Source organism: Megasphaera sp. An286 (assembly GCF_002163455.1).
GTDB lineage: Bacteria > Bacillota > Negativicutes > Veillonellales > Megasphaeraceae > Megasphaera > Megasphaera stantonii.
This window is the reverse complement of record NZ_NFIY01000008.1, coordinates 57,793-81,464: the sequence shown is the minus strand read 5'-3', so window position 1 is coordinate 81,464 and position 23,672 is coordinate 57,793. Positions and strand designations below refer to the sequence as shown.

Annotated in this window: 24 protein-coding genes, 1 other RNA gene and 1 CRISPR repeat array (1 of these 26 running past the window's edge); of the genes, 6 read left to right on the top strand and 19 right to left on the bottom strand. The window is 52.2% G+C overall.

The features are described 5' to 3' along the window. Nucleotides 1-1,173: direct repeats of the CRISPR family, unit length 32 nt; unit sequence ATTTCAATCCACACCCTCACGTAGAGGGTGAC; it reaches 3,251 nt to the left of the window's first position. A 169-nt stretch (nucleotides 1,174-1,342) separates the two neighbouring features. The 10 genes from B5F80_RS05475 to ffs all read right to left on the bottom strand — a co-directional run bounded on the left by B5F80_RS05475 (nucleotide 1,343) and on the right by ffs (nucleotide 9,367). After that, on the bottom strand, nucleotides 1,343-2,509 hold the full coding sequence (locus B5F80_RS05475) for a GNAT family N-acetyltransferase (RefSeq protein ID WP_087477816.1): 1,167 nt from the start codon (nucleotides 2,507-2,509) through the stop codon (nucleotides 1,343-1,345). Beyond that, on the bottom strand, nucleotides 2,494-3,396 hold the full coding sequence (locus B5F80_RS05470; RefSeq protein WP_255376408.1) for a phosphatidylglycerol lysyltransferase domain-containing protein: 903 nt from the start codon (nucleotides 3,394-3,396) through the stop codon (nucleotides 2,494-2,496). Before B5F80_RS05470 ends, B5F80_RS05475 begins: the two co-directional genes overlap by 16 nt. Nucleotides 3,397-3,442: 46 nt before the next feature. Continuing rightward, complete coding sequence (locus tag B5F80_RS05465; protein WP_087477814.1) at nucleotides 3,443-4,054, bottom strand: DNA-3-methyladenine glycosylase; 612 nt, start codon at nucleotides 4,052-4,054, stop codon at nucleotides 3,443-3,445. Then, complete coding sequence (locus B5F80_RS05460; RefSeq protein WP_087477813.1) at nucleotides 4,051-4,803, bottom strand: IclR family transcriptional regulator; 753 nt, start codon at nucleotides 4,801-4,803, stop codon at nucleotides 4,051-4,053. Before B5F80_RS05460 ends, B5F80_RS05465 begins: the two co-directional genes overlap by 4 nt. A gap of 25 nt (nucleotides 4,804-4,828) precedes the next feature. Then, the gene (locus B5F80_RS05455) at nucleotides 4,829-5,935 is read right to left on the bottom strand and encodes an efflux RND transporter periplasmic adaptor subunit (protein WP_087477812.1); all 1,107 of its coding nucleotides are present in this window, start codon (nucleotides 5,933-5,935) and stop codon (nucleotides 4,829-4,831) included. Nucleotides 5,936-5,956: 21 nt separating this feature from the next. Beyond that, entirely contained in the window at nucleotides 5,957-6,202 is a 246-nt protein-coding gene (locus B5F80_RS05450; RefSeq protein WP_087477811.1) for a pro-sigmaK processing inhibitor BofA family protein, read from the bottom strand. 11 nt (nucleotides 6,203-6,213) lie between these two features. Beyond that, nucleotides 6,214-6,804: a recombination mediator RecR gene (gene recR, locus B5F80_RS05445; RefSeq protein ID WP_087477810.1), complete on the bottom strand. Its 591-nt coding sequence runs from the start codon at nucleotides 6,802-6,804 to the stop codon at nucleotides 6,214-6,216. Beyond that, nucleotides 6,804-7,121, bottom strand: coding sequence for a YbaB/EbfC family nucleoid-associated protein (locus B5F80_RS05440; RefSeq protein ID WP_087477809.1), 318 nt, complete (start codon nucleotides 7,119-7,121; stop codon nucleotides 6,804-6,806). The genes recR and B5F80_RS05440 overlap by 1 nt, the downstream gene beginning before the upstream one ends. A gap of 24 nt (nucleotides 7,122-7,145) precedes the next feature. Next, nucleotides 7,146-9,137, bottom strand: a complete 1,992-nt coding sequence (gene dnaX / locus B5F80_RS05435; protein ID WP_087477808.1) for a DNA polymerase III subunit gamma/tau — start codon at nucleotides 9,135-9,137, stop codon at nucleotides 7,146-7,148. A gap of 42 nt (nucleotides 9,138-9,179) precedes the next feature. Then, nucleotides 9,180-9,367: signal recognition particle sRNA large type (gene ffs, locus B5F80_RS05430), an RNA gene on the bottom strand. A gap of 685 nt (nucleotides 9,368-10,052) precedes the next feature. Between ffs and B5F80_RS05425 the strand changes: the two genes are divergently transcribed. Next, nucleotides 10,053-12,050 carry an autotransporter outer membrane beta-barrel domain-containing protein gene (locus B5F80_RS05425; protein ID WP_158099956.1) on the top strand — a complete coding sequence of 666 codons (1,998 nt, stop codon included), beginning with the start codon at nucleotides 10,053-10,055 and terminating at the stop codon, nucleotides 12,048-12,050. Nucleotides 12,051-12,314: 264 nt separating this feature from the next. Here B5F80_RS05425 and B5F80_RS05420 read toward each other — a convergent pair whose 3' ends face one another. Next, on the bottom strand, nucleotides 12,315-13,862 hold the full coding sequence (locus B5F80_RS05420; RefSeq protein ID WP_087477806.1) for a M20/M25/M40 family metallo-hydrolase: 1,548 nt from the start codon (nucleotides 13,860-13,862) through the stop codon (nucleotides 12,315-12,317). Nucleotides 13,863-13,879: 17 nt separating this feature from the next. Continuing rightward, complete coding sequence (locus B5F80_RS05415) at nucleotides 13,880-14,329, bottom strand: GtrA family protein (protein ID WP_087477805.1); 450 nt, start codon at nucleotides 14,327-14,329, stop codon at nucleotides 13,880-13,882. 246 nt (nucleotides 14,330-14,575) lie between these two features. Here B5F80_RS05415 and B5F80_RS05410 point away from each other — a divergent pair, with 246 nt between their 5' ends. The 3 genes from B5F80_RS05410 to B5F80_RS05405 all read left to right on the top strand — a co-directional run bounded on the left by B5F80_RS05410 (nucleotide 14,576) and on the right by B5F80_RS05405 (nucleotide 16,617). Beyond that, complete coding sequence (locus B5F80_RS05410) at nucleotides 14,576-14,998, top strand: MarR family transcriptional regulator (protein WP_087477804.1); 423 nt, start codon at nucleotides 14,576-14,578, stop codon at nucleotides 14,996-14,998. A 215-nt stretch (nucleotides 14,999-15,213) separates the two neighbouring features. Then, a complete protein-coding gene (locus B5F80_RS11265) occupies nucleotides 15,214-15,369 on the top strand; it encodes a hypothetical protein (protein ID WP_157949722.1) in 156 nt (51 codons plus the stop codon). Between the two features lie 99 nt (nucleotides 15,370-15,468). After that, nucleotides 15,469-16,617 (top strand): acyl-CoA dehydrogenase family protein, encoded by a 1,149-nt coding sequence (locus tag B5F80_RS05405; RefSeq protein ID WP_087477803.1) that lies wholly within the window; start codon nucleotides 15,469-15,471, stop codon nucleotides 16,615-16,617. A 156-nt stretch (nucleotides 16,618-16,773) separates the two neighbouring features. Here B5F80_RS05405 and B5F80_RS05400 read toward each other — a convergent pair whose 3' ends face one another. The 3 genes from B5F80_RS05400 to sfsA all read right to left on the bottom strand — a co-directional run bounded on the left by B5F80_RS05400 (nucleotide 16,774) and on the right by sfsA (nucleotide 19,074). Beyond that, nucleotides 16,774-17,190 (bottom strand): OmpH family outer membrane protein, encoded by a 417-nt coding sequence (locus B5F80_RS05400; RefSeq protein WP_087477802.1) that lies wholly within the window; start codon nucleotides 17,188-17,190, stop codon nucleotides 16,774-16,776. 42 nt (nucleotides 17,191-17,232) lie between these two features. Next, nucleotides 17,233-17,823, bottom strand: coding sequence for a hydrolase (locus B5F80_RS05395; protein WP_087477801.1), 591 nt, complete (start codon nucleotides 17,821-17,823; stop codon nucleotides 17,233-17,235). A gap of 108 nt (nucleotides 17,824-17,931) precedes the next feature. Further along, the gene (gene sfsA / locus B5F80_RS05390; protein ID WP_087477800.1) at nucleotides 17,932-19,074 is read right to left on the bottom strand and encodes a DNA/RNA nuclease SfsA; all 1,143 of its coding nucleotides are present in this window, start codon (nucleotides 19,072-19,074) and stop codon (nucleotides 17,932-17,934) included. 197 nt (nucleotides 19,075-19,271) lie between these two features. On the opposite strand from sfsA, the gene B5F80_RS05385 reads away from it, so the two are divergent. Further along, nucleotides 19,272-19,697 carry a DUF805 domain-containing protein gene (locus B5F80_RS05385; protein WP_157949723.1) on the top strand — a complete coding sequence of 142 codons (426 nt, stop codon included), beginning with the start codon at nucleotides 19,272-19,274 and terminating at the stop codon, nucleotides 19,695-19,697. A gap of 177 nt (nucleotides 19,698-19,874) precedes the next feature. Here the strand turns inward: B5F80_RS05385 and B5F80_RS05380 are convergent, their stop codons facing one another. Continuing rightward, nucleotides 19,875-20,312 (bottom strand): Hsp20 family protein, encoded by a 438-nt coding sequence (locus B5F80_RS05380; protein ID WP_087477799.1) that lies wholly within the window; start codon nucleotides 20,310-20,312, stop codon nucleotides 19,875-19,877. Between the two features lie 64 nt (nucleotides 20,313-20,376). Continuing rightward, nucleotides 20,377-20,817, bottom strand: coding sequence for an Hsp20/alpha crystallin family protein (locus tag B5F80_RS05375; protein ID WP_087477798.1), 441 nt, complete (start codon nucleotides 20,815-20,817; stop codon nucleotides 20,377-20,379). A 537-nt stretch (nucleotides 20,818-21,354) separates the two neighbouring features. Between B5F80_RS05375 and B5F80_RS05370 the strand changes: the two genes are divergently transcribed. After that, nucleotides 21,355-21,795: a DUF805 domain-containing protein gene (locus B5F80_RS05370; protein WP_087477797.1), complete on the top strand. Its 441-nt coding sequence runs from the start codon at nucleotides 21,355-21,357 to the stop codon at nucleotides 21,793-21,795. Between the two features lie 58 nt (nucleotides 21,796-21,853). Here the strand turns inward: B5F80_RS05370 and B5F80_RS05365 are convergent, their stop codons facing one another. Next, the gene (locus tag B5F80_RS05365) at nucleotides 21,854-22,648 is read right to left on the bottom strand and encodes a sugar phosphate isomerase/epimerase (RefSeq protein ID WP_087477796.1); all 795 of its coding nucleotides are present in this window, start codon (nucleotides 22,646-22,648) and stop codon (nucleotides 21,854-21,856) included. Nucleotides 22,649-22,801: 153 nt separating this feature from the next. Further along, nucleotides 22,802-23,638, bottom strand: a complete 837-nt coding sequence (gene dapF, locus B5F80_RS05360) for a diaminopimelate epimerase (RefSeq protein WP_087477795.1) — start codon at nucleotides 23,636-23,638, stop codon at nucleotides 22,802-22,804. Nucleotides 23,639-23,672 lie beyond the last annotated feature (34 nt).

The window sequence follows — 23,672 nt, the reverse complement described above, 5'->3', positions numbered from 1 at the left end:
GAAATATATGAATTTCAATCCACACCCTCACGTAGAGGGTGACAAAATAAAATTTAGGAGGAGATAAAATGAGGTTAATTTCAATCCACACCCTCACGTAGAGGGTGACCTATCGTGATTGATTATTTAGTATCGAGGTAAGAATTTCAATCCACACCCTCACGTAGAGGGTGACATGAGAGATGCGTTAATCAAATATAGAGGCGAAAATTTCAATCCACACCCTCACGTAGAGGGTGACCATATGGGACGGTGGGTATTATGACGTACTCACACATTTCAATCCACACCCTCACGTAGAGGGTGACCGGCAAGCCTTTTCGTATCTTGTCGGCTAGGCGGGATTTCAATCCACACCCTCACGTAGAGGGTGACAATGTACTATGTATCGCACCCATTCACGGGAGACATTTCAATCCACACCCTCACGTAGAGGGTGACCAGTTTAAACTCAATACCAATTTGTCTGACTACGAATTTCAATCCACACCCTCACGTAGAGGGTGACACCAAAGCCGGAATATGTGCCGACAGCGGCAGAGATTTCAATCCACACCCTCACGTAGAGGGTGACAATACCGTTTGCGCAACGGCCCAGCCTCTCGTCAATTTCAATCCACACCCTCACGTAGAGGGTGACGCAAAATGACGTTTACCATGTCATCCAGCCGACAATTTCAATCCACACCCTCACGTAGAGGGTGACTATTATTCATAAAAGCTATGCCGAGCAAATTAAAATTTCAATCCACACCCTCACGTAGAGGGTGACACGTTGCAGAAGTGAATTTATATGGCCCGGAAGTCATTTCAATCCACACCCTCACGTAGAGGGTGACTATCGGGCAATACATAATGATTGCGTCGAAGAATTATTTCAATCCACACCCTCACGTAGAGGGTGACCATACTCGACGTACTCTACACGCAAAAGACGATGATTTCAATCCACACCCTCACGTAGAGGGTGACGCTCATGAGTGTGTCAATGGGGATATACACACGAAATTTCAATCCACACCCTCACGTAGAGGGTGACTATTATGGTCCGGCGCTACGTCATGACCATAGGACATTTCAATCCACACCCTCACGTAGAGGGTGACTGTGGTCAATCAAAAGCAAAGTAGACAGCATTATGATTTCAATCCACACCCTCACGTAGAGGGTGACAGCTACATTTGGTATCTCTTAATCCGAAACATAGCATATATAGAAGCTGATACAACTTAATCCAGCTGATTTGATGAAAATCACGGTCTATTTTGACAATATAGTACTTGTTTGAGTGCGAATCTCCCTGGTATCTATCCGATGCTTGCCATTCGCACGTGTTCATCGTCTAGTACCATTCGTTAATGTAGCATTTTTCTGTCGGGAAGAAGGCTCCCAAGGTTTGCAAGGCTTTGTCGCTGCCGGATAGTTTTTCATTGAATGCCAGATCCGCTGGATCCATTGCGCCGAAGACCAGCAGCGCTAGGGTACCGACAGGCATGACGGCGTCCGGCTTCTCCTGCTCCGTCCGTTCTACAGAGCCGCGTCCCTGCCGAACGGTCAGGCGGAACGTGCCGGTATTCCAGTCGGCCAAGGGGTCCTCCGTTTGGATGACAAGGCTGCCTTCAGCCTGTTCCGGATAGGAAATTTGCTCCAGTGCGCCTTTGACGTCGACAATACGGCAGGTCATGAAGGGCATCGTTTCATGGCCCTGCTTGCCGTCGGGATAGAAGCGATAGGATTGGTCGTGAATTCCTTCGTTCCATTGAAATTCCTTGCCTTGAGAGCGGTGATTGTAGACGTATTCTAATAAGCCCCGCTTTCCCTGCAGGGTGGCGTAGACAAATTCGCCGCTCGTAATCGTCCCCTCGCCGATTTGATAAAACATATAGGCAATCGGCGTATCGTCATGAAATACGACAGCAATATATCCTTCGGCCAGCTGGGCCTCGATGTGGCTGCGCCACGACGCTTCATTGCGAACGGCGTAGCCCGACAGGTGTTTCGTATACGCCTCGTACACGGATGCCAAATAGGGCCACTGGTCAGCGCTGTTGACGAAGGCAAAACGGACTGTCCGATCCGTCAGGGGCCGCAGCGATTCCAGCGGCATCGTTTCCTTCCACTGGTGGCAGTACAATTCATAGCCATAGGGCTGATAAAATCCCGCCTTCGACGGCATGAGAATATTAATATAATGGCCGCGGCGCTTCATTTCCTTCAGGGCGGCCGTCAGCAGCATCCGTCCCACGCCGCTTCGTCTGGCAGCCGGATGGGTTGCCAGGCCGACAATATACGACGTCGGTACGTCCCGTCCCCGCAGGCGCAGCGTATAAGGGTTTAAATGGGTAAGACAGGCCATTTCGCCGTCCTTAAATCCCATGAGCACGTTTTCCGGCTGATAAAACTTCGAAAAATACCACTGAAAAAAGGGATGTTCCCGCGGCTCGAAGCAATAGGCCCATAAGCTTTCAACCAAATCTCTGTCTTCTTCTTTCGCTAATCGGAAGTCCATTTTCCCGGCTCCTTCAAAGTAACTTCAAATTTTTCAATATACCGCACCGGATTATACGATTCTTTGGACTGGCGCAGTCCCGGCAGGCCCATGTCTTCCTCCCGGTTGATATACGTCGTATGGCTCCAGGCGTGGACAACGAATTCATGGTTAATGGCCTGGTACAGGCCGCGAATCGTCGGGTCGCTCTTTTCGTAGTGAATGATAGCTGTGTCGTCGTTCAGCATTTCGCCGATAGAAAAGGCTACGATTTTGTTGTACATGCGGATAGCGCCGCCTGTCGGCTGGAGAATGCCCCAGTTGTTGAACACCGTTTCAATGGCCTGGCGTTCGCCCTGGAGCTCTTCGTCGTCTTCAAAGCCTTCGTGCTTATCGTACCAATTTTCTTCTGCCGCAAGGCATTCGTCGAAGATTTCTTCCGTAATGGGAACGTATTCCCAGTTGCCGATATACTGATTGCGGAAGTGGTTGAGGTTATTCTTTTTCTGCCGGTATTTTTTGCCGGACAGGTTGATGAGGTTCTGCGTCAAGTAGACGTATTCGTAATTGTCCCGGTCCGGCGTGAAGTTATAGCAGTCCGGACAAAGAGCGCGGATGCGTTCTGCCGCCTCCGGCGTGACGCCCTTCATGAGGAAGGGATAGCCGTGCTGGTCGAACCATTCGTGCATGCGCAGGATGCCCTTCGTAAAGCTGCCGTCATGACGGGTAAAGGGAGGCAGCCAGAACTGCTTCTTGCCGCGGCCTGAGCGGATGTACAATACGTTGTCTTCCTCCGCCCACTGGATTTCATACGGGTACTGCCAGGCAAACAGGTTCATAAAGGACGCGTCGGCCTGTTCGTATCTTTGTTGATGAAAATAGTCATCAATAATTTGCTTATCTTCCAATCGGAATTCTCTGAACGAAATAATAGTAATTCCCCCTATCTATCTCTTATCGCATAGAAACGTATGGATTATCTTTTATATAAAAACGCCAGGGAAATTGTTTTCCCTTGACGGCGTAGTCGATGTTGATCCGCGTCGTGCGCACGACGGCAAACCGCGGCTGCTCTGCAGGACGGGCGATATACAGCTCGGAGCCGCACAAATCCAGTCGGTTCTGAGCCAGCGTAATATCCATGGCCCGGCACAGCTTGCCCGGGCCGTTGCTGACTGCCGGCTTTACGGCCTCCATGCGGCGATTTTCCAACATATGTTCTATACCGGCTACGGGCTCGACGGCTCGTATGAGGACGGCCTGTCCCGAGCCTTCCGGTCCGGTAACGATGTTCACGCAGTGATACATGCCGTAAATGAGATATACGTAAGAAACGCCGCCGGCGCAAAACATGGGCTCCGTCCGCTTCGTCAGCCCGCGGAAGCTGTGAGCCCCGTCGTCGGCCATGCGGCGGTACGAGCCGCCGTAGGCCTCCGTCTCCACGATGCGGCCGATATAGGTCGTCTCCGCCGTGCGGTGAATCAAATATTGGCCCAGCAGTTTCGGCGCTACGACGCTGGCCCGCTCCTGATATTCTTCTTTAGTCCAAATCGTATAGGCCGTCATTTTTTCCTGTATCCTAAGGAATAGGAAATTTCATAGGCATATTGGCTCATGGTAAAGAGCATTTTCTGCCGGATAGAATCGTAAAACCGCATCGTCGGCCCGGCAATAGTCAGCGAGGCGATAACCTGCTCTTCAAAATTGAAGATCGGCACCGACAAGGCAAAGAGGCCGTGCTCGCTTTCATCCTGCGTAATGGCGTAGCCGTTGTGCCGGATAGAGGCAAATTCCTCTTCCGATAAATGGCCGTACTGGACGATCATGCGGTTGCGCTCTTCCTTGGGAGCCCAGGCCAGCAGCACCTTGCCGGCAGCGCCTTTATACAGCGGCAGAGACTCGCCTATGGGAATGACCCGGCGCAGCGAGTGAGTGCTTTCCACATGGTCCAGACAAATGCGGCTGTCCCCTTCGGCGATGTATACGCTGGCCGTTTCGTTAAACATCTGCTGGAGCCGCCGCAAATAGGGCTTAACCAGCGTCATAACGTTTTCCGTCCAGTGGGAAGAATATCCCAGGGCCAGCGCTCTCGGTCCCAGCCGGTACTGCTTCGATATGTCGTCGCGCGTCAGATACTGACGGCGTTCCAGCGTATTGACGATACGAAAAGCCGTGGACGTGTTCAGATTCGTGCGGGCGGCGATATCCTTCAAATTCATCCCCGTATTGCACTCGACAAAGATATCGAGGACGTCTAAACTTTTTTCGAGCGACTTCAATAAGCTATTGTGTCGTTCTATTCCTTCTTCCTTCATTGCGCCTCACCTGTCCCCCTTAGGCTTACGAATTCACTTTCATGCCGATTTCCAACGAATCGGGCGGATCGACGATGACCTTGTCCCCTTCTTTCAGGCCGTCCAAAATGACGACGCGGCCTTCTTCTTCATCGCCGGTCAAAACGGACCGGGCGTCGGCCAGCCCGTTTTCATTGACGATATATACGAAATCGCCGCTGTCCTTGGTCCGCACGGCCGTCTTCGGCACGGTAATCTGCGACACTTCCTGCGGCGTCGATATGCGGATATGATAAAATTCGCCGGGCACAAACAAATTCTTGTCGTTGTTAAATGTTATTTTCGCCGTATACGCCCCTGTCGACGGGTCTTTCTCCGTCGCCAAATAGGTCAGCTCGCCGGCCTGCGATTCGCCCGACGGCGCGATGACCGATACTTGCAGCGTACCGGCCTGTTTAGCGGCCTGCAGGGCCTGCACGTACATCTCCGGCACGGCGAAGGTCGCCACCAGCGGCGTCATCTGCTGAATCGTAGCCAGCACGTTGCCGGCGACAGCCACAGACGGGTTTTCCGCTACAGCCGTAATGCGCCCGTTAATCGGCGAATAGATCGTAGCGTTGCTCAGCATATCGCGGGCAGCCTGCAGATTTTGCTGCAGCTGGGCGATGCGCCCGCTGTCTACGGAAGGAGTGCTGGCCTGAGGGGCCGCCGTCTGCGACATCATTTGATTGTATTCGACGCGGGATAAGGCTCCCATGTCGTACCAGGCTTTCAGTTCCACCCGGCGCTGGCTGTCGCCGGCCGAGGGCGTATAGGCCGGCGCCGCAGCCGCGGCAGACGTCGCCGCAATCAGCTCCGATTCGGCCGCGCTGACGCTCTGCTCATACGGGGCCGTATCGATTTGGACGACGATTTCGCCGGATTGTATTTCCTGCCCCTTTGCCAGCGGAGCCGATACGATTTTACCGGAAAGCTTAGGTACGATCGTCGTCATATGAAGGGCCGTAATATTCGCGTCCAGCGTCAGGGCGACGGGATGTTCCGTCTTGGAAACGGTCTCCGTTTCCGTTGAAACGCTGCTGCCGCAACCCGAAAGCACGGCGGCCGTCATCGCGGCGGCAAGGGCTATGGCGATCCATTTTTTTACATTCACTGCAGGCCATCTCCATTTATATTAAAACATTGTATAATACAGCGTTACCAGCACTACGCCGGGCAGTCCGAGAATGCCGATGATAATGCCGGTCACAATCGTAATAGGCACGGCTTCCAATCCAATCATATATCCGTAAGAGTTAATGAGATATAAGGCGAGCAAGCCCACGGCAATATTGACCACGAGCTTGCGGAAGGGAGCCAGAATCAGCTTATTCAGCAAAAATAAGGCTGCGACGCCTATGGCAATCCACATAAGGTCCATCAGTTCCTACCTCACATTTCCTGACGGTTCGCCACGGCGCCGGCCAGGGTCGCCTCGTCGGCGTACTCGATGTCGCCGCCCATGGGCAGGCCTCTGGCGATGCGCGTCACCTTGATCCCCGCCGTCTTCAGGAGGCGGGCCAGGTACAAGGCCGTCGCTTCGCCTTCTACATCAGGGTCCGTGGCGATGATGATTTCCTTGACATCTGTATCGCTCAGGCGCTGCAGCAGCTCCTTGATGCGCAAATCGTCGACGCCGACGCCGTCCAAGGGCGACAGGGCGCCGTGGAGCACGTGATACAGTCCGCGGTAATCGCCGCTGCGCTCGATAGCCATGACGTCCTGCGGCGTTTCGACGACGCATATCGTCGAGCGGTCCCGCGTCTCGTCGCTGCAAATCGGGCAGGGGTCCTGAGAAGCTAAATTAAAGCAGACGGAGCAGAAGCACATGGTTTCCTTCGCGCTGCGGACCGCGTTGATAAAGGCGTCAACCTGCTCCTGCGGCTGCTGGACCATGTAATAGGCCAGCTTGCGGGCCGTCTTGATGCCGATGCCCGGCAGACGGCGAAATTGCTCTGTCAGCCGGTCTAAGGGCGTATCCATCAGAACATCCCCGGCAAGTGCATGCCGCCGGTAATCTTGCTCATTTCCTGAGCCATCATTTCGTCGACCTTCTTATTGGCTTCGTTGACAGCCGCTACGATGAGGTCTTCCAGCATTTCCGAATCTTCCGGGTCGATAATGCTCGGGTCGATATGAACGCTTTCGACGTTCTTTTCGCCGTTCATGACCAAAGTCAGCACGCCGCCGCCGACCGTCGCTTCTACAGTGCGTTTTTTCAAGTCGTCCTGAAGCTTCTTCATTTCCTTCTGCATCTTCTGTACTTTCTTCATCATGCCTTGCATATTTCCACCAAACATTTGTAATTCCTCCTGATTTTGAAATTATGGTTTATCTTCTATGTATATATTACAGTCTCCTACCGTTTTGAGCAACGGTTCCAGCAAAGCCCGGTCCGCGGCGGTCATCTCTTCCGGCAGTACCGGCCGCAGGGACGGCGGTTCTGCCGAAACAGGCGGCTGCGGACGGGAAGCCTCGTCGGAAACACTGGCAGCCGCCTCAGGCTGCGCCTCCTCTTTAGGACGAGGCTGTTCTTCTGCAGGACGACTGGTTATACCTGATTCAGCATTTTTTTTTTCGTATTCGGCCACGTCGGGCGAGCCTTCCAGGAAGCCCTTCATGTGATACGAGCCGCCGAGAACCATTTCCAGCGCCTCGTCGACAAACCGGAAATAATCTTCCCGATTGGCCCGCTTGACGAGGAAGGGCGTCTTATACGCCACGGCGGCCTCGCCGCCGCCGATATAGAGGACACGGCCCGTACGGACGCAGGACTGCACGCCGGGCTTTTTCAGCTTCTTGCCCAAGATATCGCACACCTGCTGCCAGATCCGCTGGTATTCCGCCGACGGCACGACGGAAGACGCGCCGGAAGGAGACCCCGCTTCCGACTGTGCCGCAGCCGGCGCAGGGGACTGCGGCCGTTCCGACTCAGTAACAGAGGCCCTGTCGGCGGGCTTAGGCGACAATCGCTCCTGTATCGGAGGCGCAGCCGGTTCCTGCGGCGGCGCCGTATATTCGTCGTCGGGAAAGGGCACGGATTCTTCGTCCATGACGCCGGGCATGCCGTCTTCTTCCGGCAAGGGAATATATTCCTTTTTCTTCGCCGGCTCGCCCTTTCCAGGAATAGCGCCGCCGTGAAAGACGGCCTGCTCCAGCTTCAGCAAGCGGTCCAATATCCCGTCGGGGATAACAGCGCTCGGCCCCACTGGCGAAACGGCTCCCGCCGCAGGCATAGGCCGGCTGGCCATGAGCAGCCCCATTTCCACGGCGACCCGCGGCGCCGGCGAATTCTTCGCCGTCAGCATGGCCTGCTGCAGGACGTTCAATACGGCGAAGACCTGCTCCGCCGCCACGCTCCCGGCCTGATTTGCCAGCTGGGGCAGCGAGTCGGCGTAGGCAGCCAGCGTATCCGTATGGGGATCGGCCTGGTACAGCATGATAGCCCGCAGGTGTTCCACCAGCTCCGTCAGGATGATCTGCGGCTCCTTGCCCATGCGGATCACATCGTCCACTGCTTTGATGACGACGCTTCCCCGCCCCTGAAACACGGCGTCAGACAGGGAAAACAGCCAGTCCCTGCCGATGAGTCCCAGCAAATCCCGAACGAGGCTCTCGTCGATCTGCCCGTCGGCGTTGCCAACGCACTGGTCCAGCATGCTCAAGGCGTCGCGCATGCCGCCGTCGGCCTGGACGGCCAAGATATGGGCGGCTCCCTTCGTCAGGCCGATATGCTCCTGCTCTGCCACGTACATCAGCCGGGCGGCGATGTCGGCGCTGGTAATACGGCGGAATTCATACCGCTGGCACCGCGACAATATCGTCATGGGAATCCGTTCCGGCTCCGTCGTCGCCAAAATGAATATGACGTGGGACGGCGGCTCTTCCAGCGTTTTCAGCAGGGCGTTGAAGGCTTCCGTCGTCAGCATGTGCACTTCGTCGATAATGTATATCTTCTTATGGCCTTCGGCAGGCATAAATTTGATCGTTTCCCGCAGTGTCCGGATGTCCTCGATGCTGCGGTTGGACGCGGCGTCGATTTCCACGACGTCCATCGACTCGCCGCTCAGGATATGGCGGCATATTTCGCATTCGTTGCAGGGATGGGACGTCGGGCCATGGACGCAGTTCATGGCCCGGGCGAAGATTTTAGCCGTACTGGTCTTGCCCGTCCCCCTGGGGCCGGAAAATAAGTAGGCATGCGCCACTTTATCCGTATCGATAGCTTTTTGCAGCGTTTCCGTAATATGGGACTGGCCGACGACGTCTTCAAAGCTTTTGGGCCGCCACTTACGGTATAATGCGATATATGCCATGTCTCGTCCTCTCCAGATATGAAAAAAAGCAGCTAACCGCTGCTTCTACCAACCAAAAAGTATTCGTGTATGATAACCCGCCAGGTTTCCTCGTGGCACATGAAAATGACTACTTATTGCTGCTTCCTCTCGGACCTGACAAGGTTCATAGGTTTCCATTGCACAAGCCCCGGCGGATTACCACGCACCAATACTTTTATTAAGTTAGCTATGTTATTATAGCGTAAAAGAGAAAATTTATCAAGGGTTTGAAGTAAGTTCTCCATATTGTAATAAAGTTGGAGAAAATTTGTAAAATCATAAAAAAAGGAGTATAATAAAGTCAAATGTTGCATCATACATGTACCTTATATATTATGGTTATGATGGTTAGGAGGTTTTCGTATGGTAAGAAATAAAATGTTAGGCCGTTATATTTTGCTCGGTTTGAGCAGCACCTTCCTGTCCATGTGCGGGGGGGGGGTACAAACGTTTGCTGCTGAACTGCCACCACTGCTACATGGCGATGTTACGATAGACAAAGACAGCGAGTATCGGACCGATGGCCCAATACATGCAACTAGTATCACTGGCGAAGTCGACAATGCGCATAATCTCACTATTACTGATACTGATAGTAAATATAAAAATGCTGTCTTTATGGTAAACAGCACGGTAAACAGCAGTAAAACACTTTACGTTAAAAACCTTGATTCTCTTACTCTCCTCAATCCCAATGGATCTGCTGATGGATTAGAGGCTACCGGGAGTGCAACGATCGACATTTCTAATGTAAATACCGTAAATATTGGTACAAAAAACTATCCATTTAAAACAGACGAGAAGGGCGGCGGACAGGCCATTCATGGGGAATCCGGGGTCGTAAAATTGCAGAACATTGACGATCTAAATATTTATACAGATGCGCAGGGGATCATGGCTCAAAAGAGCACGATGAATTCCGAGAATCTTTCTGTAGATATTCAGGCCAACGGCAACATCCATATTGAAGCTCAAAGTAACGCCGTTATGGCCGGCGCCATAAATGATAATTCCGTCACTGCCGGGTTAAAGATGACTGCTGAAGGAAGGATCGATATATCATCAAAATACGGCGTAGCCGTAGAATCATTTGATACGAGCGGTAAGTATAATGGCCACGGAAATACATCTATTACGATTCATGGCGACGAAGGAGTCTCTGTCGTTACTGAAGGGAATCTTAAGGACCAACAGGATGGATACGCCATCGTAATGCTGCGAGATAACATAAGCAAGGGGGGATCTACCGATAAGTCGACCTTGGATATTTCCTCTAAATATGGGGATGTGGTCATTCAAGCCGAGAACGGCGGTAAGGGCGTCCTTATGCAATTACAAGGCAAGGCTGTTAAACCGGGCAATGCTCCTGAAATAATTGGTTCCATCAGCGGTAACAATGTCTATATTACTTCGTCTGATACGGCCGTCACGGTAAACTCCAGCAACTTAATCTTAAAAAGCAATCAAAAGAACGGTACCGTATCTTTACAGAGTGGATCGGAAACCGCGGCAACTGTCAGCGGTAATGGTAATCATGCAGGCTCGCTGACCATCGGCGACGGCAAGCATGAAACGAATTTCGTCAGCAATGGTTCTCTCTCTATTGGGAAAAACGCAACCGTCACTGTCGCCGACAAGACGACGACTTACGTCGACGTGAATGCGCTGAAGGGCAACTTTATTCAGAATAATGGCGGTACTTTCAAGGCTGAGGCCGGCGCTAAACTCATCGTTGACAACGCTTTTGCCGGATATAACTTGTTTTCCAACGCTACGAACGTAACGAACTGGACAGCAGCCAATACTTCTTTTGACAACGCCTTCTTAACGCTTGCTCCCAATGGAACTGTAATGACTATATCAGCGGAAGAAGCCGCCAAGTCTCTCGGCGCTTTTGCCGCTCATTCTATTGCTCTTGCCGCAACGACTGCTAATGATACGGCTATTACGCCGTTGTTAAAAGAAGGAGCAGACGCCTATAACAGCGCCGTCAACATCGGCGAATTAGGCGGGGCCGCTCACAGCACATATACGGTATCCAATCTCTTTACCGACGCTATCGCCGCTCACAATGCAGCCCAGGATAAAAACATCTGGGCCCAGTATCTGCACAGTAAGGAATCGGTAGACGGCCTCGGCCTGGCTGGTACATCGGCTAATTACGACGGCCAGTACAACGGCGTCATCGTCGGCGGCGACATCATCCGCTCTCAGAATAAAGCCCTCGGCCTGGCCTTCTCCTATACCGACGGCGACATCAGCGGCTCCAACGGCACAGCCTACACCAAGAACGACGCTGAATACTACGGTGTCGCCCTCTACGGACGGTTAGAAAACCCCGGCTATACCCTCCTGGGCGACATCTCCTACCTCGGCGGCAGCCATGACATTTCCCAGTACGTCGCCGGCCAGCACGTCACGGCTAAGCCGGATACAGAAGCCTGGAGCGTCGGCGTCAAGGCCCTCCGCGATTACGAAGTCGGATCCGGTACGGTTACGCCGTACATCGGCGCCCGCTATCTGCGCCTGACCACCGACCAGTATACATCCAGCCTGGGCATCCATTACGATTCGGAAACGCAGAACCTCTTCCTTCTTCCTGTCGGAGTGGACTACAGTGCTGATATCGACCACGGCTCCTGGAAGCTGCGCCCTTATATCGGAGCCGGCTACATCTGGACCATGGGCGACCGCAACGGCGACCAGACCATTTCCTACGGTAATGCCGCCGACACAATCGCCTTCGACACTGCTGATTCGGGAAGCTTCTTAGCCAAAGCCGGCATCACCGCCGACTGGAATACCTTCTCCTTCGGCATCGGCTATGCCTACCAGAAGAGCGACAACGTCAAAAACAACGTCTGGATGGCCAACGCATCCTTTAAATTCTAAATACGACAACCTCATCAACATCAAAGCCCTGCCCGGCTCACACCGGACAGGGCTTTTTGTATTAGCATAATCAGTTTGATACTACTGAACAATATCAAGGCAAGCGCAATGACATCTTACATTTTCAAATAGCTGCATAGAACGTACTTAGCATCAAGCCCAACCTCAACATATATAACGTCGGAGCCCCCTCGCAGTCAGATCCTGCAAGGGGATTCGTCCATTAAATATAAAGATATAAAAACGCATGTGCCGCGCCAGATACTATTCTGCTGCCGTCTCGCCGACGTAGGACACAATCCGTTCCAGCATCGCCGGCAGTTCCTTCGACACGCTGCCGATGTGAACGCGTTCCGTCCGTTCGTGCAGGTCTTTTCCCCACGGGCCCAGGAGGATGAAGGGAATCTGCATTTCCGCCATGGCCGAGAAGTCGAAGCTGTAGGCCTTGCCCCACAGGAGCAGGTTGTCTTCCAGTATATATTCGTTCAAATCGGGGGCGACGCAGCAGTAGCTGCAGTCCGATATGCCGTTGAAATAGTGCTTGAAGGTAATATCCGTCATCCCGCCGATTTCCCGCAGCAAGCCGTCGAACCGTTCGTCCTGCAGCATGGTGCTGTCCGCCGCCGGATAATACGGCGGCACGAAGGCGATGACTACGAGGGGCTCCGTCATGCCCGTAAAATTGATAGTTTCTTCGATAAGGCGTATCGTTTCCTGGGCGTAGGTGCTTTCCCCCTTCTGCAGGGCCACAAAGCAGTTGTTCTTGACGGTCTCATAGAATACGTCGAAGCCCGGATAGGCCGAGGCCCGCTTGAGCAGCTCCGCCCCGCTGATGACTTCCATCGACTGAGCAGAATCGACGCGGCTCAGCATCTTTTCCACGGCGTGGCGGGCCGCGTTCATCAGCAGGTACATGACGTCTTCCGGCGTCTTCTGGTAGGTCATGAAATTAGCGCATGCTGCAGCCCGCTGAGGCAGCGACACGTCGTAATGCTCCTTGCGGTCGCGGAGGTAAATCCACGCCGGCGGCGGCGTCGATTCTTCGCCCCACGAATCGGCCAGGGACATGTCGCCCTCTGTTTCGGCGATAATCTGGGACATGACGCCGATGGGATTGACGCCTTGCTGGTAATTTCCAATATGGACCGATTTCCCCTGTACGACGACGACGGGCAGGAGTTTGCCCACGGAACCCGTATACGACACGAGCTTGCCGTCGGCCATTTCATTCGGCTCGCTGTTGACCAGTACCCGGTACGTCAAGCCGTAAGACGCGCGCAGCTCCTTCAGGACCGTGACGGCGGCCCGCATCCCCGCCGAATAGGATTCCTCGTCAGGCAGGGAAATGTACAGCAAGCTGGCCTCGCCCGGATGAGCCGCATAGGCTTCAAAGACGGCCAGCTGGGCCGCCGCACCGCCCTTCATGTCGCAGGAGCCGCGGCCGACGAGCCATTGGCCGCTCTGCAAATCATGAAGTACCTCCTCGTTCGTCTCGTATTTCAGCAAATCATCCAGCAGCGCGTCGGGAGAAAAGGCCTCGTCGCGCAGGATGCCGTACGGGTCTACGCCGACGACGTCGTGATGATTTAAGAAGATAACCGTGTCCTTTTTGCGTCCCTGCACAAAGCCGTACACGACGGAACGGTCGTGCACGTCATCGGGAATGTGAATCATGCCGCTCGTCACGTGTTCCATCTCCGACAGGGTTTTCTGCAGGTATCGTTCCATATCCCGTTCCTTGTCCGTATCGGTCTCGCTGTCGATAGCGATCATCTGCCGCAGCAGTTCCATGACTCGTTCGTTTCGTTCCATAATCCCTCGCCCCTTTTTTATGAAAATATCCACTTCTTGCGCGATACGTAGTTCCACACCGTTACAATGGCGCTGGCCATGATTTTGGAAACCATGGGAGGCAGCCCCAGGAGAGACGGCGATGTAAACAGCCACATGAGCAGCAGGTTCCATCCCAGTCCAATGGCGCTGACCAAGAACACCAGGGAAATTTCCGCCCCTTTCTTGTAGCGGCTGCCGCTGTCAAAGACGAAGCGGTTGCATAATATATAATGATATAAAGTAGACAAGGCGAAGGCCGTCGCCGTCGCCGTCAGGACAGCCTGCGTCTGATAGGCAAATACGCTCAGTCCCCTCAGCGTCTGAAACAGCACGTAAAACATAGCCCATTCAAACAAGGCCGCCGAACCGCCGACGAGCAAGTACATGAACAGCTTCACGTACTCGTTGTCGGTATAATCGAATCCAAAAATCTTTTTTTGTCTCATAGTATATCCGCTTACAATCTCCTTTACCGCGGCAAGATGTATGTTGTCCTAATTATACGTCATCTTGGAAAGAAATGCTACAAATTTACAGGTCCGACAGCAAATGGGGATAATTTTTTACTCAGCCCTTTATAGTCTGATAATTTTTTCACAAATTCCCCATTTGTTATAGTAAGGAAGCATAAAATATGGTAAACTATACATTAGTTAGGAATACGAAATAAAACACAGAAAGGAAGCGTCACCGTGGAGTATGTGAACTGCATTAATTTTCTACTTACTGTAGCCCAGCATGAAGTATTTCTCACCTTTTCCGAAAGTTTGTCCAAATACGGCATCACTCCGGGACAATACGGAGTATTGGCCTGTCTTTGGAAGGATGAAACCTTGTCGCCGAAGGAAATCGCTACGATCCTCCGCGTAGAAAACTCTACGATTTCCGGCGTATTGGACCGGATGCAGAAGCGCGGCCTCATCGACCGCGTCCTCAATCCCAATAACCGCCGCAGCATTACAGTCAAGGCGACAAAGGAAGGCATGGCTTTAAAAGAACCGGTGATGAAAACGATAGACGAACTGAACGATTTGGTCCTTCGTGATTTTTCGCCGCAGGAACGAGAGGAATTTATCGGCTATATCAAACGCATCATCCACCAGCACGACATGTAACACGTCATATCGAATACCGTTATCTCATGGTCGATTCATGGATAGCGGTATTTTTTATTATTAATGTTTCGTATTACAAATTATTTTCTATGCAATTTAGTCAAATTTCTTGACCTTCTGTTTTTCCTGTGATATTATGTGACCATAATAATTCTTATTACGAATTATTTCCACAAAGTATAATTTAATTCATCTACCAAAGGAGTGACTCCATTATGACAAAGTTTTCGTTTGAACAAAAAAACACATGCAAACTCATCCGCAAATTTACTTCTAAGAGCCTGACTCCTGTCAACACCAAAGTAAGCAAAGAAACGGAGTATGAAAAATTCCTCAGCGGCATCCTGGCCAACCAAAACGTCGTCATTTAAAAAAGCGACGCCGTACAGGCTCCCGAACTAGGGACATACCGAATCCGCTTGTATTTTAATTTTAAATATATTACCGTTACCAGAAGGAGTGGACGCACTATGAATTTCAATTTGACAGAACAACAGCAGCAAATCGTCGATCAGGTTCGCGAATTTACGGCCCAGCGCTTAGCTCCCGGCGTACTCGAACGGGATGAACAGCAGGTATTCCCCGTAGAAGCCTTTAAGGAATTCGGCGCCATGGGAATGTTCGGTCTCTGCTATCCGAAAGAATTCGGCGGCACGGACGTAGGCTACCTCCCGTATATCTTAGCCGTCGAAGAAGTTTCTAAAGTCGATTCCTCCTTCGGTATCGGTTTTTCCGTCAATACGTCCTTATACGGCGGCAGCGTCATGTATTCCTCCGCTACGGACGAACAGAAAAAACGCTTCCTCTCTCCTATCGCCAGCGGCAAAGCCATCGGCTCCTTCGGCCTCACCGAAGCCTCGGCCGGCTCCGACGCGGCAGGACAGAAGACCATTGCCACGAAGGACGGCGACGACTACATTCTCAACGGCACGAAGATTTTCAATACCAACGGCCCCCTGGCTGACTACACCGTCATCTACGCCCTGACCGACCCGTCTGTCGGCACGAAGAGCATGTGCGCCTTCGTCGTCGAAAAGGGCATGGAAGGCTTCCACGTCGGCAAGGTAGAAAATAAGATGGGCATCCGTTCCGCCCAGGTTTCTGAAATGGTCCTCTCCAACGTCCGCGTATCGGCAGACCGCATGATCGCTAAACCAGGCGAAGGCTTTAAACTGGCCATGAAAACCCTCGACGGCGGCCGCATCGGCGTCGGCGCCCAGGCTCTCGGCATCGCCGAAGGAGCCTTCGACATCGCCGTCAAATACCTCCAGGAACGGGAACAGTTCGGCAAGCCCCTGTTCAAGCAGCAGTACCTGGCATTCAAAATGGCCGAGCTCTACGCCGACATCGAAAAGGCCAAGCTCGTCCTCTACAAGGCGGCCTGCCTGAAAGAAGAAGGCAAACCCTTCACGACAGCCGCAGCCGTAGCAAAGCTCACCTGCACCGACGTCGCCATGAAGGTCACGACGGAATGCGTCCAGATGCTCGGCGGCAACGGCTACATGCACGAATATCATGTAGAACGCATGATGCGCGACGCAAAAATCACCCAAATTTACGAAGGCACAAACGAAATCCAGAAACTGGTCATTTCCGGAGGCTTGTTCCGTCGTAAATAATTGATAATCCATAAACTCTCCATCTAACATTATGACACGCGGCAATCCGGCAGATTCTTCCCTCTGCCGGATTGCCGCATTTTGCATGCTTTTGTAGCGCAGCACGACAAAAAAAATCGGCTGAAAACGCTTCAGCCGATTGTCTTGCCTGTATGCTTATTTCAACTTGGCGGCGACGTCGTTCGTAATGTCCTGACCCTGACCGTCTACGACGGAGCCGTTCAATACGACGTAATCCAAGCCTTTTTCCTGCTTAACAGCCTTCGTCTTTTCCAGAATATCCTTTTCCAGCGGCGTGAACAGCTCGATGCGCTGCTTGTTCAGCTGAACGTTGAATTTCTGCGCCAATTCCTGCTGAGCCTTCGGGTCTTTTTCCTTCTTTACCTGATCCTGGAAATCCTTCTGGGCTTTTTCTACGTCGCTGCGCCACTGAGCCATGGCCTTCGGGTAGTTCGGATGCTTCTGCAGCAGGGCTGCCATGTCGATGGTGCCCAAGCCGGCAGCGAAGGACGCGCCTACTGTACCTACTGTCATCATAGCGGCCATAAGGGCCGTCGCGATTGCTTTTTTCATGATTCATTCCTCCTCATAACTCATTGTATAATTATTGTTTTATTATTCTCTTACGCCGGTCAGCGCGAAGCATTCGCTGCGCACCGAGTCCTCGCAGGAGCGCATAGCTAAAATCGTCTTTTCAAATAAATCGGGAAGCTCCCATCCCAGCAGTTCCGCGCCCATCTTGATGACGTCGCGGGAGCAGCCGGCAGCGAAGCTCTTGTCCTTGAATTTTTTCTTCAGGCTCTTGACTTCCATGTCCTGGGTACTCTTAGACGGCCGCATCTTGGCGGCGGCCCAAATGAGGCCGGTCAATTCGTCGGACGCGAACAATACCTTTTCCATTTCATGCTCCGGCACGTCGTCTACGCACAGGCCGCATCCGCCGTGACATACGACGGCGTGGATGAATCTGTCGTCGGCGTCGATTTCCTTCAAGAGCTCCGGCGCTTTTTTGCAGTGCTGCTCGGGATATTTTTCAAAATCAATATCGTGCAGCAAGCCGACTAAGCCCCAAAAATCTTCTTCGTCGCCGTAGCCGAGTTCCCTGGCATACCAGCGCATGACGCCTTCCACCGTCAGGGCATGCATAATATGAAACGGCTCGCCGTTATATTTGCGCAGCAGCTGCAGCGCTTCTTGTCTGTCCATGAACGAATACCCTCCTTCGTTTTTAAATAACATCCTTATTATACCATAAATATATTTTGAGGGGATATATTCGCAACAGAATTGTCACAAAGAATTTAAAAACGGCCTTTACCGCCCTATTAGGGACTCCAGGCGGTTCATGCGGAAGTCCTCGACGAGCTGCATGAAATCGCGGCGGTGGATGGGATTGTCGTGAAAGCCGAACAAATGAGACGGACAACTGCAGTCGGTGCAGCCGAAGTCCTGTATCTGCCAATGGGAAATCGCCCCGACGGCCGCGGCCAGCTTGTGCTCCAGGTCGTCGGCTGTTCGGACGGGCAGGACGGCCGTCACGCCGGCGTATCGGCGCAGGTAGTCGATATGCCAATGCATTTTCTTGCGCTTTCTCGTATGGCGGGCCAGACGGGACGCCAGATTCTTTTTGGCCGAGCCGACGTACACGTAATACCCCTGAAGAAAGGAAATGGATCCCTTTGCGCCGACCTCGATGTCCCGGCCCTCAGGCAAGTACATGACGAGCATATAATCGCCGCAGTCGTGATTTTCCCGCCGCAGCACCTCTTCGGGATACGACAAGAGCCGGACCGGCTCCGGCTGGGAAAACTCCGCCGTCCACCGCAGGGAAAAGGCCTTCCAGTCCAGCTTCGGCGCGCATTCCATAAACGTGGCGGCAAAGTCCGTATCCGTATGGTAATCGGGCAGGAACCAGCGGGCCCGGTCCCAATGGACGAGGAACAGCACGCCCGTATGATAGCCGTCGTCGTGCATGGCCGCCAATTCTGCAATATGCTTCCGGCCCCGTTCCGTCACGGCATCGGGAAACATAGCTCCCGATTTTCCAAACAAGGTGCACGACTTGACCTCTAAATAAAACAGCTCCTTCCCCTTGTGAAGGAGCAGATCGAAACGGCTGTCGCCTACGGTCACTTCCCGCCGCAGCAGGCTCCACTCTTCCCAGCCGGGAATGCGATGCTCCTGGATGAGTTTTGCCGCGATGTCGTTGTTGTACTGCGTATCCAGCAAGATGGGCACGCCGTCCCGTTCGATTCCGACGACGTCGTACGCCGTCTTGCGCTCCGTCTTGCCGACATGGCGCACGTATACGGCGGCGCCGGGAAACAGCAGCTCCCACATGCGTCCGGGATTGGGCATATGGCAGACCTCTACGGTTCCGTTGATTTCTACATAGGCGATAAAACGGTTCGGCCGCTTCACGAAATACCCGATTTGAATATCCTGCGTAAATTTCATGTGATTCCATACCTTTGCTATAAAAATAACGTTTGTATTTTTATATTATACCACACGATTGCGCGCGTTTCGTCCGAATTTCAAAATGCTTCGCTTCGCGGCCGGATAAAACGCCGGCACTCTCTTGTCTTTTTCTATCATCCTCTTGTATACTGTATATAAATACTCTATATCGTTTTGAAAAGGAGGCAATGCCTATGAACACATCGGATATGACGCTGCGGGACGCGGCGAAACGTCTATGGGAACAAAAATTTTCTTTTGCCGGCCGCTCGTCGCGCAGCGAATACTGGCTGTCTATCGCCGTCTTATATATCGTCGCATACGCTGCATTCTTTCTGCTGGCAGCCGTTTCAGCGGTTGCGGCCGCTCTATCTTCTACGGCGACAGCCGAAACGATATCCGCCGCCATGTCCGGTACGTTCGTCATCGTCGCGTGCTTCTTGAGCATCGCTTTTTTCGTAGCCGCGCTTACGCTCAATGCCCGCCGGCTTCACGACATCGGAAAATCCGGCTGGTGGCAGCTGCTGTCCCTCATCCCCGTCATCGGCGGATTCATTCTCTTCTTCTGGTTCGTCCGCCCATCAGACCAAGACAATCAATATGGCCCAAAAGAAATATAAATAGGCCGACAAACGCCCCGCTGCTCTCCACTGTCGAGACCAGCGGGGCTTCTCGTTATGTTAGAAAAAAACTGCCGAATTTCATGCACAAAAAATCCGCCAGACTTTCAGCGGAGAAAATCTGACGGATGTCAAAAGGGGGATATGAGTTATGCTTCTATAGGAATGGGAAATGGATTACTGAATGTCGATCGTATGAACCGATTCGGCCGGCTGCGGCGTTTCCTTCGGCAAGGTGACGGTCAATACGCCGTCGGCAAAGGAGGCCTGGATGCCGTCCTTCCGAATGCCGCTGACAGGGAAGCTGCGGCAGAAGGAGCTGCTTGACCGTTCTTTATAGATATAGTTCTTCTGGTCGTCTTGTTCGTCCTTTGTTTCTTCATGACGGGCCGACAAGGTGAGCACGTCGTCGTCATAGGTCAGGGAAATGTCTTCTTTGGCGACGCCGGGCAGATCTGTCGTCAATACGTATTCGTTTCCTTTGTCTTCAATATCGACTCTCGGAATGTTGTACGAGCCTTCGAAAGGTTTCATGAAATCGCCGAAGAAACGGTCGACAAAGTTCGTCGGAAATACTGCGTCGCTGTTCGTTACAATCGGGAATAAGCTTTTCATAATAAAAACCTTCTTTCGTAAGCCTCGTTGGATAGAGTCACGGGGTTGTAAAACACATGATATATTACTGAATTTCAATCGTCTTGGCCGCTTCGACCTGTTTCGTCGTTTCCTTCGGCAAGGTAACGGTCAGCACGCCGTTGGCAAAAGATGCTTGAATATGGTCTTTCTGAACGCCGCTGACCTGGAACTGGCGGCAGAAGGACTGACTCGTCCGTTCTTTGCGGATATAGTTTTTCTTTTCGTCTTTTTCATCTTTCTTTTCTTCATGACGGGCCGAAATGGTCAGGATATCCTTATCGTAGGTCAGTTTGATATCTTCCTTGGCCATGCCCGGCAAGTCCGTCGTCAAGACGTATTCGTTTTCTTTGTCTTCTACGTCGACTTTCGGAACGCTGTAGGAACTGTCGAACGGCTTCATAAAATCGCCGAAGAAATGATTGACAAAATTATCAGGAAATACTAAATCGTTATTTGTTACAATCGGGAATAAGCTTCTCATCATAAAACCCTTCTTTCTAAAATACCTAATGAGATGCAATTACTTGATTGCTCTTTTGACTTTTATATGTCTGTCTGTAACCTCTTTCCGATTACAGCTATACTATATACCTGTTTTTCCCCCTTGTCAACACTTCATTTTGACTTTTTGACTTTTTTTTTATAAAACACATCACGTCACGTCTATATAAACTAAGAACTAGATAGATAATATAAGACGTTACGCGTAACGCGACGGACCTGACTCGCCCGTAAAGGGCGTTCCTAAGCCGTTCTTTGTATGGTCACAGCGTGTTATCAGGCCGTAATAGCTCTGCATTACGGTGAAAACACAGCAATACAATGACGCCGATAAAAGGAAATTGACGCCGTCTGCCTTCTGCAATCCTAAGATATAGTCTTTTTAAATAAAATAAATTTATGCATTAATTATATTATTTTATCATATCTATAGTATTATTCTCTCTTATCCAGTATAATAAGCGATATAAATAATCCAGTATTATGCCCGCCGTTCTGGCATACCAAGGGAGGCCTATTCATGACCATATACAAGATGACTTTAAAAGACGCCGCTGTAATTCTCTGGAAACGGAAGTTTTCCTTTTCCGGCCGCTCGTCCCGCAAGGAGTTCTGGCTTGGCGTCGCTGCACTGTGGCTGAGTTACTACGCCGTCTTCAGCATACTCTACGCGATCTTTCTGTTCTTCATCGCCGGCGTTTCCCGCACGGCTCTGAACGGGGCCGTCCTGGCCGACGCCTTTCTCGTCCTGTACCTCGTCACCGGCCTGACCGTATTTTTTGTGTCGGCTGCTTTAAACGCCCGCCGCCTCCACGACATCGGCAAATCGGGCTGGTGGCAGCTCATCAGCCTGATTCCCCTCCTCGGCGGCCTCGTCTTGTTTATCTGGCTCCTCCGCCCTTCCGACGGCGACAACAAATATGGCCCGGAAGACTATTATTCTTCTATCTTGAACGAGTAGACGAAAAACATAAAAAGACCTTGCCGGGGCAAGGCCTGAACAAAGGGAAGAAGATATATTAAGAAATGCGGCATTGAAGCTGCATGAGATGTTCTTGCAAAAATTCGACATTGCGGTAAAATACGTCCAAACCGCCCTGCGGGTCATAGCCTTCCAAAACCATGGGAAGATGGTAAGAACGCAGCGCAGGAAGTAGTTCTGTGAAATCAAAATCCCCGTCGTACAGGGGCGTATGGTATAAGCCGCCGATACGGTTGCTGATGTGAAGCTTGGACACGGTGTCGACGCGCCGCAGGATATCCAGCCCTTCGTCAGGGCTTTCGCAGTGAGCGATGTCCAGGGTATAGGTGAAGAAAGAAAAGAGGTCGCCTGTAACTTCCTTCATGGATTCTATATCAGTTACAAATTCCTTCTTCGTCTTTTCCATGATTTCCAGCGAGACGGGCATGTTCAGCCGGTACGACGCGTCGGCGATTTTCTGCAGGGACTCGTGCATGAGCAGGGCGCTTTCCCGACGCCAGCAGGGCATCGTCATATGGCCGGGGTGAACCGTCACTTCCCTGGCTCCGACGCGCTTGGCAAATTCCATCGACGCGATGACTTCCTCTACAGACGCCTGCCGTACGGCCTGGTTCATAGACGACAGGTTCAAATCCCAGCTGCAGCTGTGAACGACGGTATGCAGGGGATATTTCTGCGACAGCCGCCGGTATTCGCCTTCGTCATACTGCTGGCAGTAAAAGTGCTGGGCCCACATTTCCAAGCCGCCCAAGCCGAGTTCATAGACCTGGCGGAACATGTCGCGCAGCGAAAGATTCCATAACAAGGTAGACGAAATTAAAATCTGTTTCATCAGGTCTCCTCCTCACTAGTACGGTATTATTATACCCACGTCATTGTAAAGCTTCGGCCTGTATTATGTAAAAAAGATGTGCAATATCAGGAATATTTTTCCTGTACTGCACATCTTTCTGCGTTTTTCCCTGTATTTCGTTCAGCGAGGCCTTTATCCCAGCCATTCACCCGTAAAGGTCACGGCAGCCGGGCCGGTCATGTATACGTTGCCGTCTTCTTCGCTGTATTCGATGTGGAGCGTGCCGAGGTACAGCTGCACGTCGACGCTCCGCCCCGTAAAGCCGTTCAGGTACGAACCGACGGCGCAGGCGCAGGAGCCGGTGCCGCAGGCCAGGGTCGCGCCGGCGCCCCGTTCCCACGTATGGACTTTAATCGTATGGTTGTCGATAACCTGGACGAAGTTCATGTTAGTCTTCCGCGGGAAGGCCTTGTACGTTTCAAACTTCGGCCCCAGTTCATGGAGCGGAACGGCGTCTACGTCGCGGACGTAGGTCATCGTGTGGGGCACGCCCATGAGCAGGCTGGTAATCTTGTAGGTCTTGCCGTCGATTTCAATCGGTTCGTCGACGACAGGACCGGCCGGCCCTTCCATGGGGATCTGGGCCCGGTCCGTAAAGGGCTTGCCCATGTTGATCGTTACCAGGCTGACCTTGCCGTCTTCGCCGACAGTGACCTTCGGCTTCATAATGCCGGCCAGGGTTTCGACGGAAAATTCGTCCTTCGTAATGATGCCGTTGTCGTAGACGTATTTTGCGAAGCAGCGGATGCCGTTGCCGCACATTTCCGCTTCGCTGCCGTCGGCGTTGATGATGCGCATCCGCACGTCGGCCTTATCGCTGGGCACGATGACGATGATGCCGTCGGCGCCGACGCCTGTATGGCGGTCGCACAGTTTTACGGCCAATTCGGAAAAATCCTTGTTTGCGCCTTCCTTATCTTCAAAAAATACGAAATCGTTTCCTAATCCATGCATTTTAACGAATTTCATCTGTATATCCTCCTTATAGGAAATCTATCATGCG

Bases quoted from the DNA above. Each gene is read 5' to 3' on its own strand.
- B5F80_RS05415 (WP_087477805.1), bottom strand. From the start codon at position 14,329: ATGAGACAAAAAAAGATTTTTGGATTCGATTATACCGACAACGAGTAC.
- B5F80_RS05380 (WP_087477799.1), bottom strand. From the start codon at position 20,312: ATGAAAAGCTTATTCCCGATTGTAACGAACAGCGACGCAGTATTTCCG.
- dapF (WP_087477795.1), bottom strand. From the start codon at position 23,638: ATGAAATTCGTTAAAATGCATGGATTAGGAAACGATTTCGTATTTTTT.
- B5F80_RS05395 (WP_087477801.1), bottom strand. From the start codon at position 17,823: ATGGACAGACAAGAAGCGCTGCAGCTGCTGCGCAAATATAACGGCGAG.
- recR (WP_087477810.1), bottom strand. From the start codon at position 6,804: ATGGATACGCCCTTAGACCGGCTGACAGAGCAATTTCGCCGTCTGCCG.
- B5F80_RS05465 (WP_087477814.1), bottom strand. From the start codon at position 4,054: ATGACGGCCTATACGATTTGGACTAAAGAAGAATATCAGGAGCGGGCC.
- B5F80_RS05475 (WP_087477816.1), bottom strand. From the start codon at position 2,509: ATGGACTTCCGATTAGCGAAAGAAGAAGACAGAGATTTGGTTGAAAGC.
- B5F80_RS05450 (WP_087477811.1), bottom strand. From the start codon at position 6,202: ATGGACCTTATGTGGATTGCCATAGGCGTCGCAGCCTTATTTTTGCTG.
- sfsA (WP_087477800.1), bottom strand. From the start codon at position 19,074: ATGAAATTTACGCAGGATATTCAAATCGGGTATTTCGTGAAGCGGCCG.
- B5F80_RS05370 (WP_087477797.1), top strand. From the start codon at position 21,355: ATGACCATATACAAGATGACTTTAAAAGACGCCGCTGTAATTCTCTGG.
- B5F80_RS05425 (WP_158099956.1), top strand. From the start codon at position 10,053: ATGGCTCAAAAGAGCACGATGAATTCCGAGAATCTTTCTGTAGATATT.
- dnaX (WP_087477808.1), bottom strand. From the start codon at position 9,137: ATGGCATATATCGCATTATACCGTAAGTGGCGGCCCAAAAGCTTTGAA.
- B5F80_RS05440 (WP_087477809.1), bottom strand. From the start codon at position 7,121: ATGTTTGGTGGAAATATGCAAGGCATGATGAAGAAAGTACAGAAGATG.
- B5F80_RS05385 (WP_157949723.1), top strand. From the start codon at position 19,272: ATGAACACATCGGATATGACGCTGCGGGACGCGGCGAAACGTCTATGG.
- B5F80_RS11265 (WP_157949722.1), top strand. From the start codon at position 15,214: ATGACAAAGTTTTCGTTTGAACAAAAAAACACATGCAAACTCATCCGC.
- B5F80_RS05375 (WP_087477798.1), bottom strand. From the start codon at position 20,817: ATGATGAGAAGCTTATTCCCGATTGTAACAAATAACGATTTAGTATTT.
- B5F80_RS05420 (WP_087477806.1), bottom strand. From the start codon at position 13,862: ATGGAACGAAACGAACGAGTCATGGAACTGCTGCGGCAGATGATCGCT.
- B5F80_RS05365 (WP_087477796.1), bottom strand. From the start codon at position 22,648: ATGAAACAGATTTTAATTTCGTCTACCTTGTTATGGAATCTTTCGCTG.
- B5F80_RS05400 (WP_087477802.1), bottom strand. From the start codon at position 17,190: ATGAAAAAAGCAATCGCGACGGCCCTTATGGCCGCTATGATGACAGTA.
- B5F80_RS05405 (WP_087477803.1), top strand. From the start codon at position 15,469: ATGAATTTCAATTTGACAGAACAACAGCAGCAAATCGTCGATCAGGTT.
- B5F80_RS05460 (WP_087477813.1), bottom strand. From the start codon at position 4,803: ATGAAGGAAGAAGGAATAGAACGACACAATAGCTTATTGAAGTCGCTC.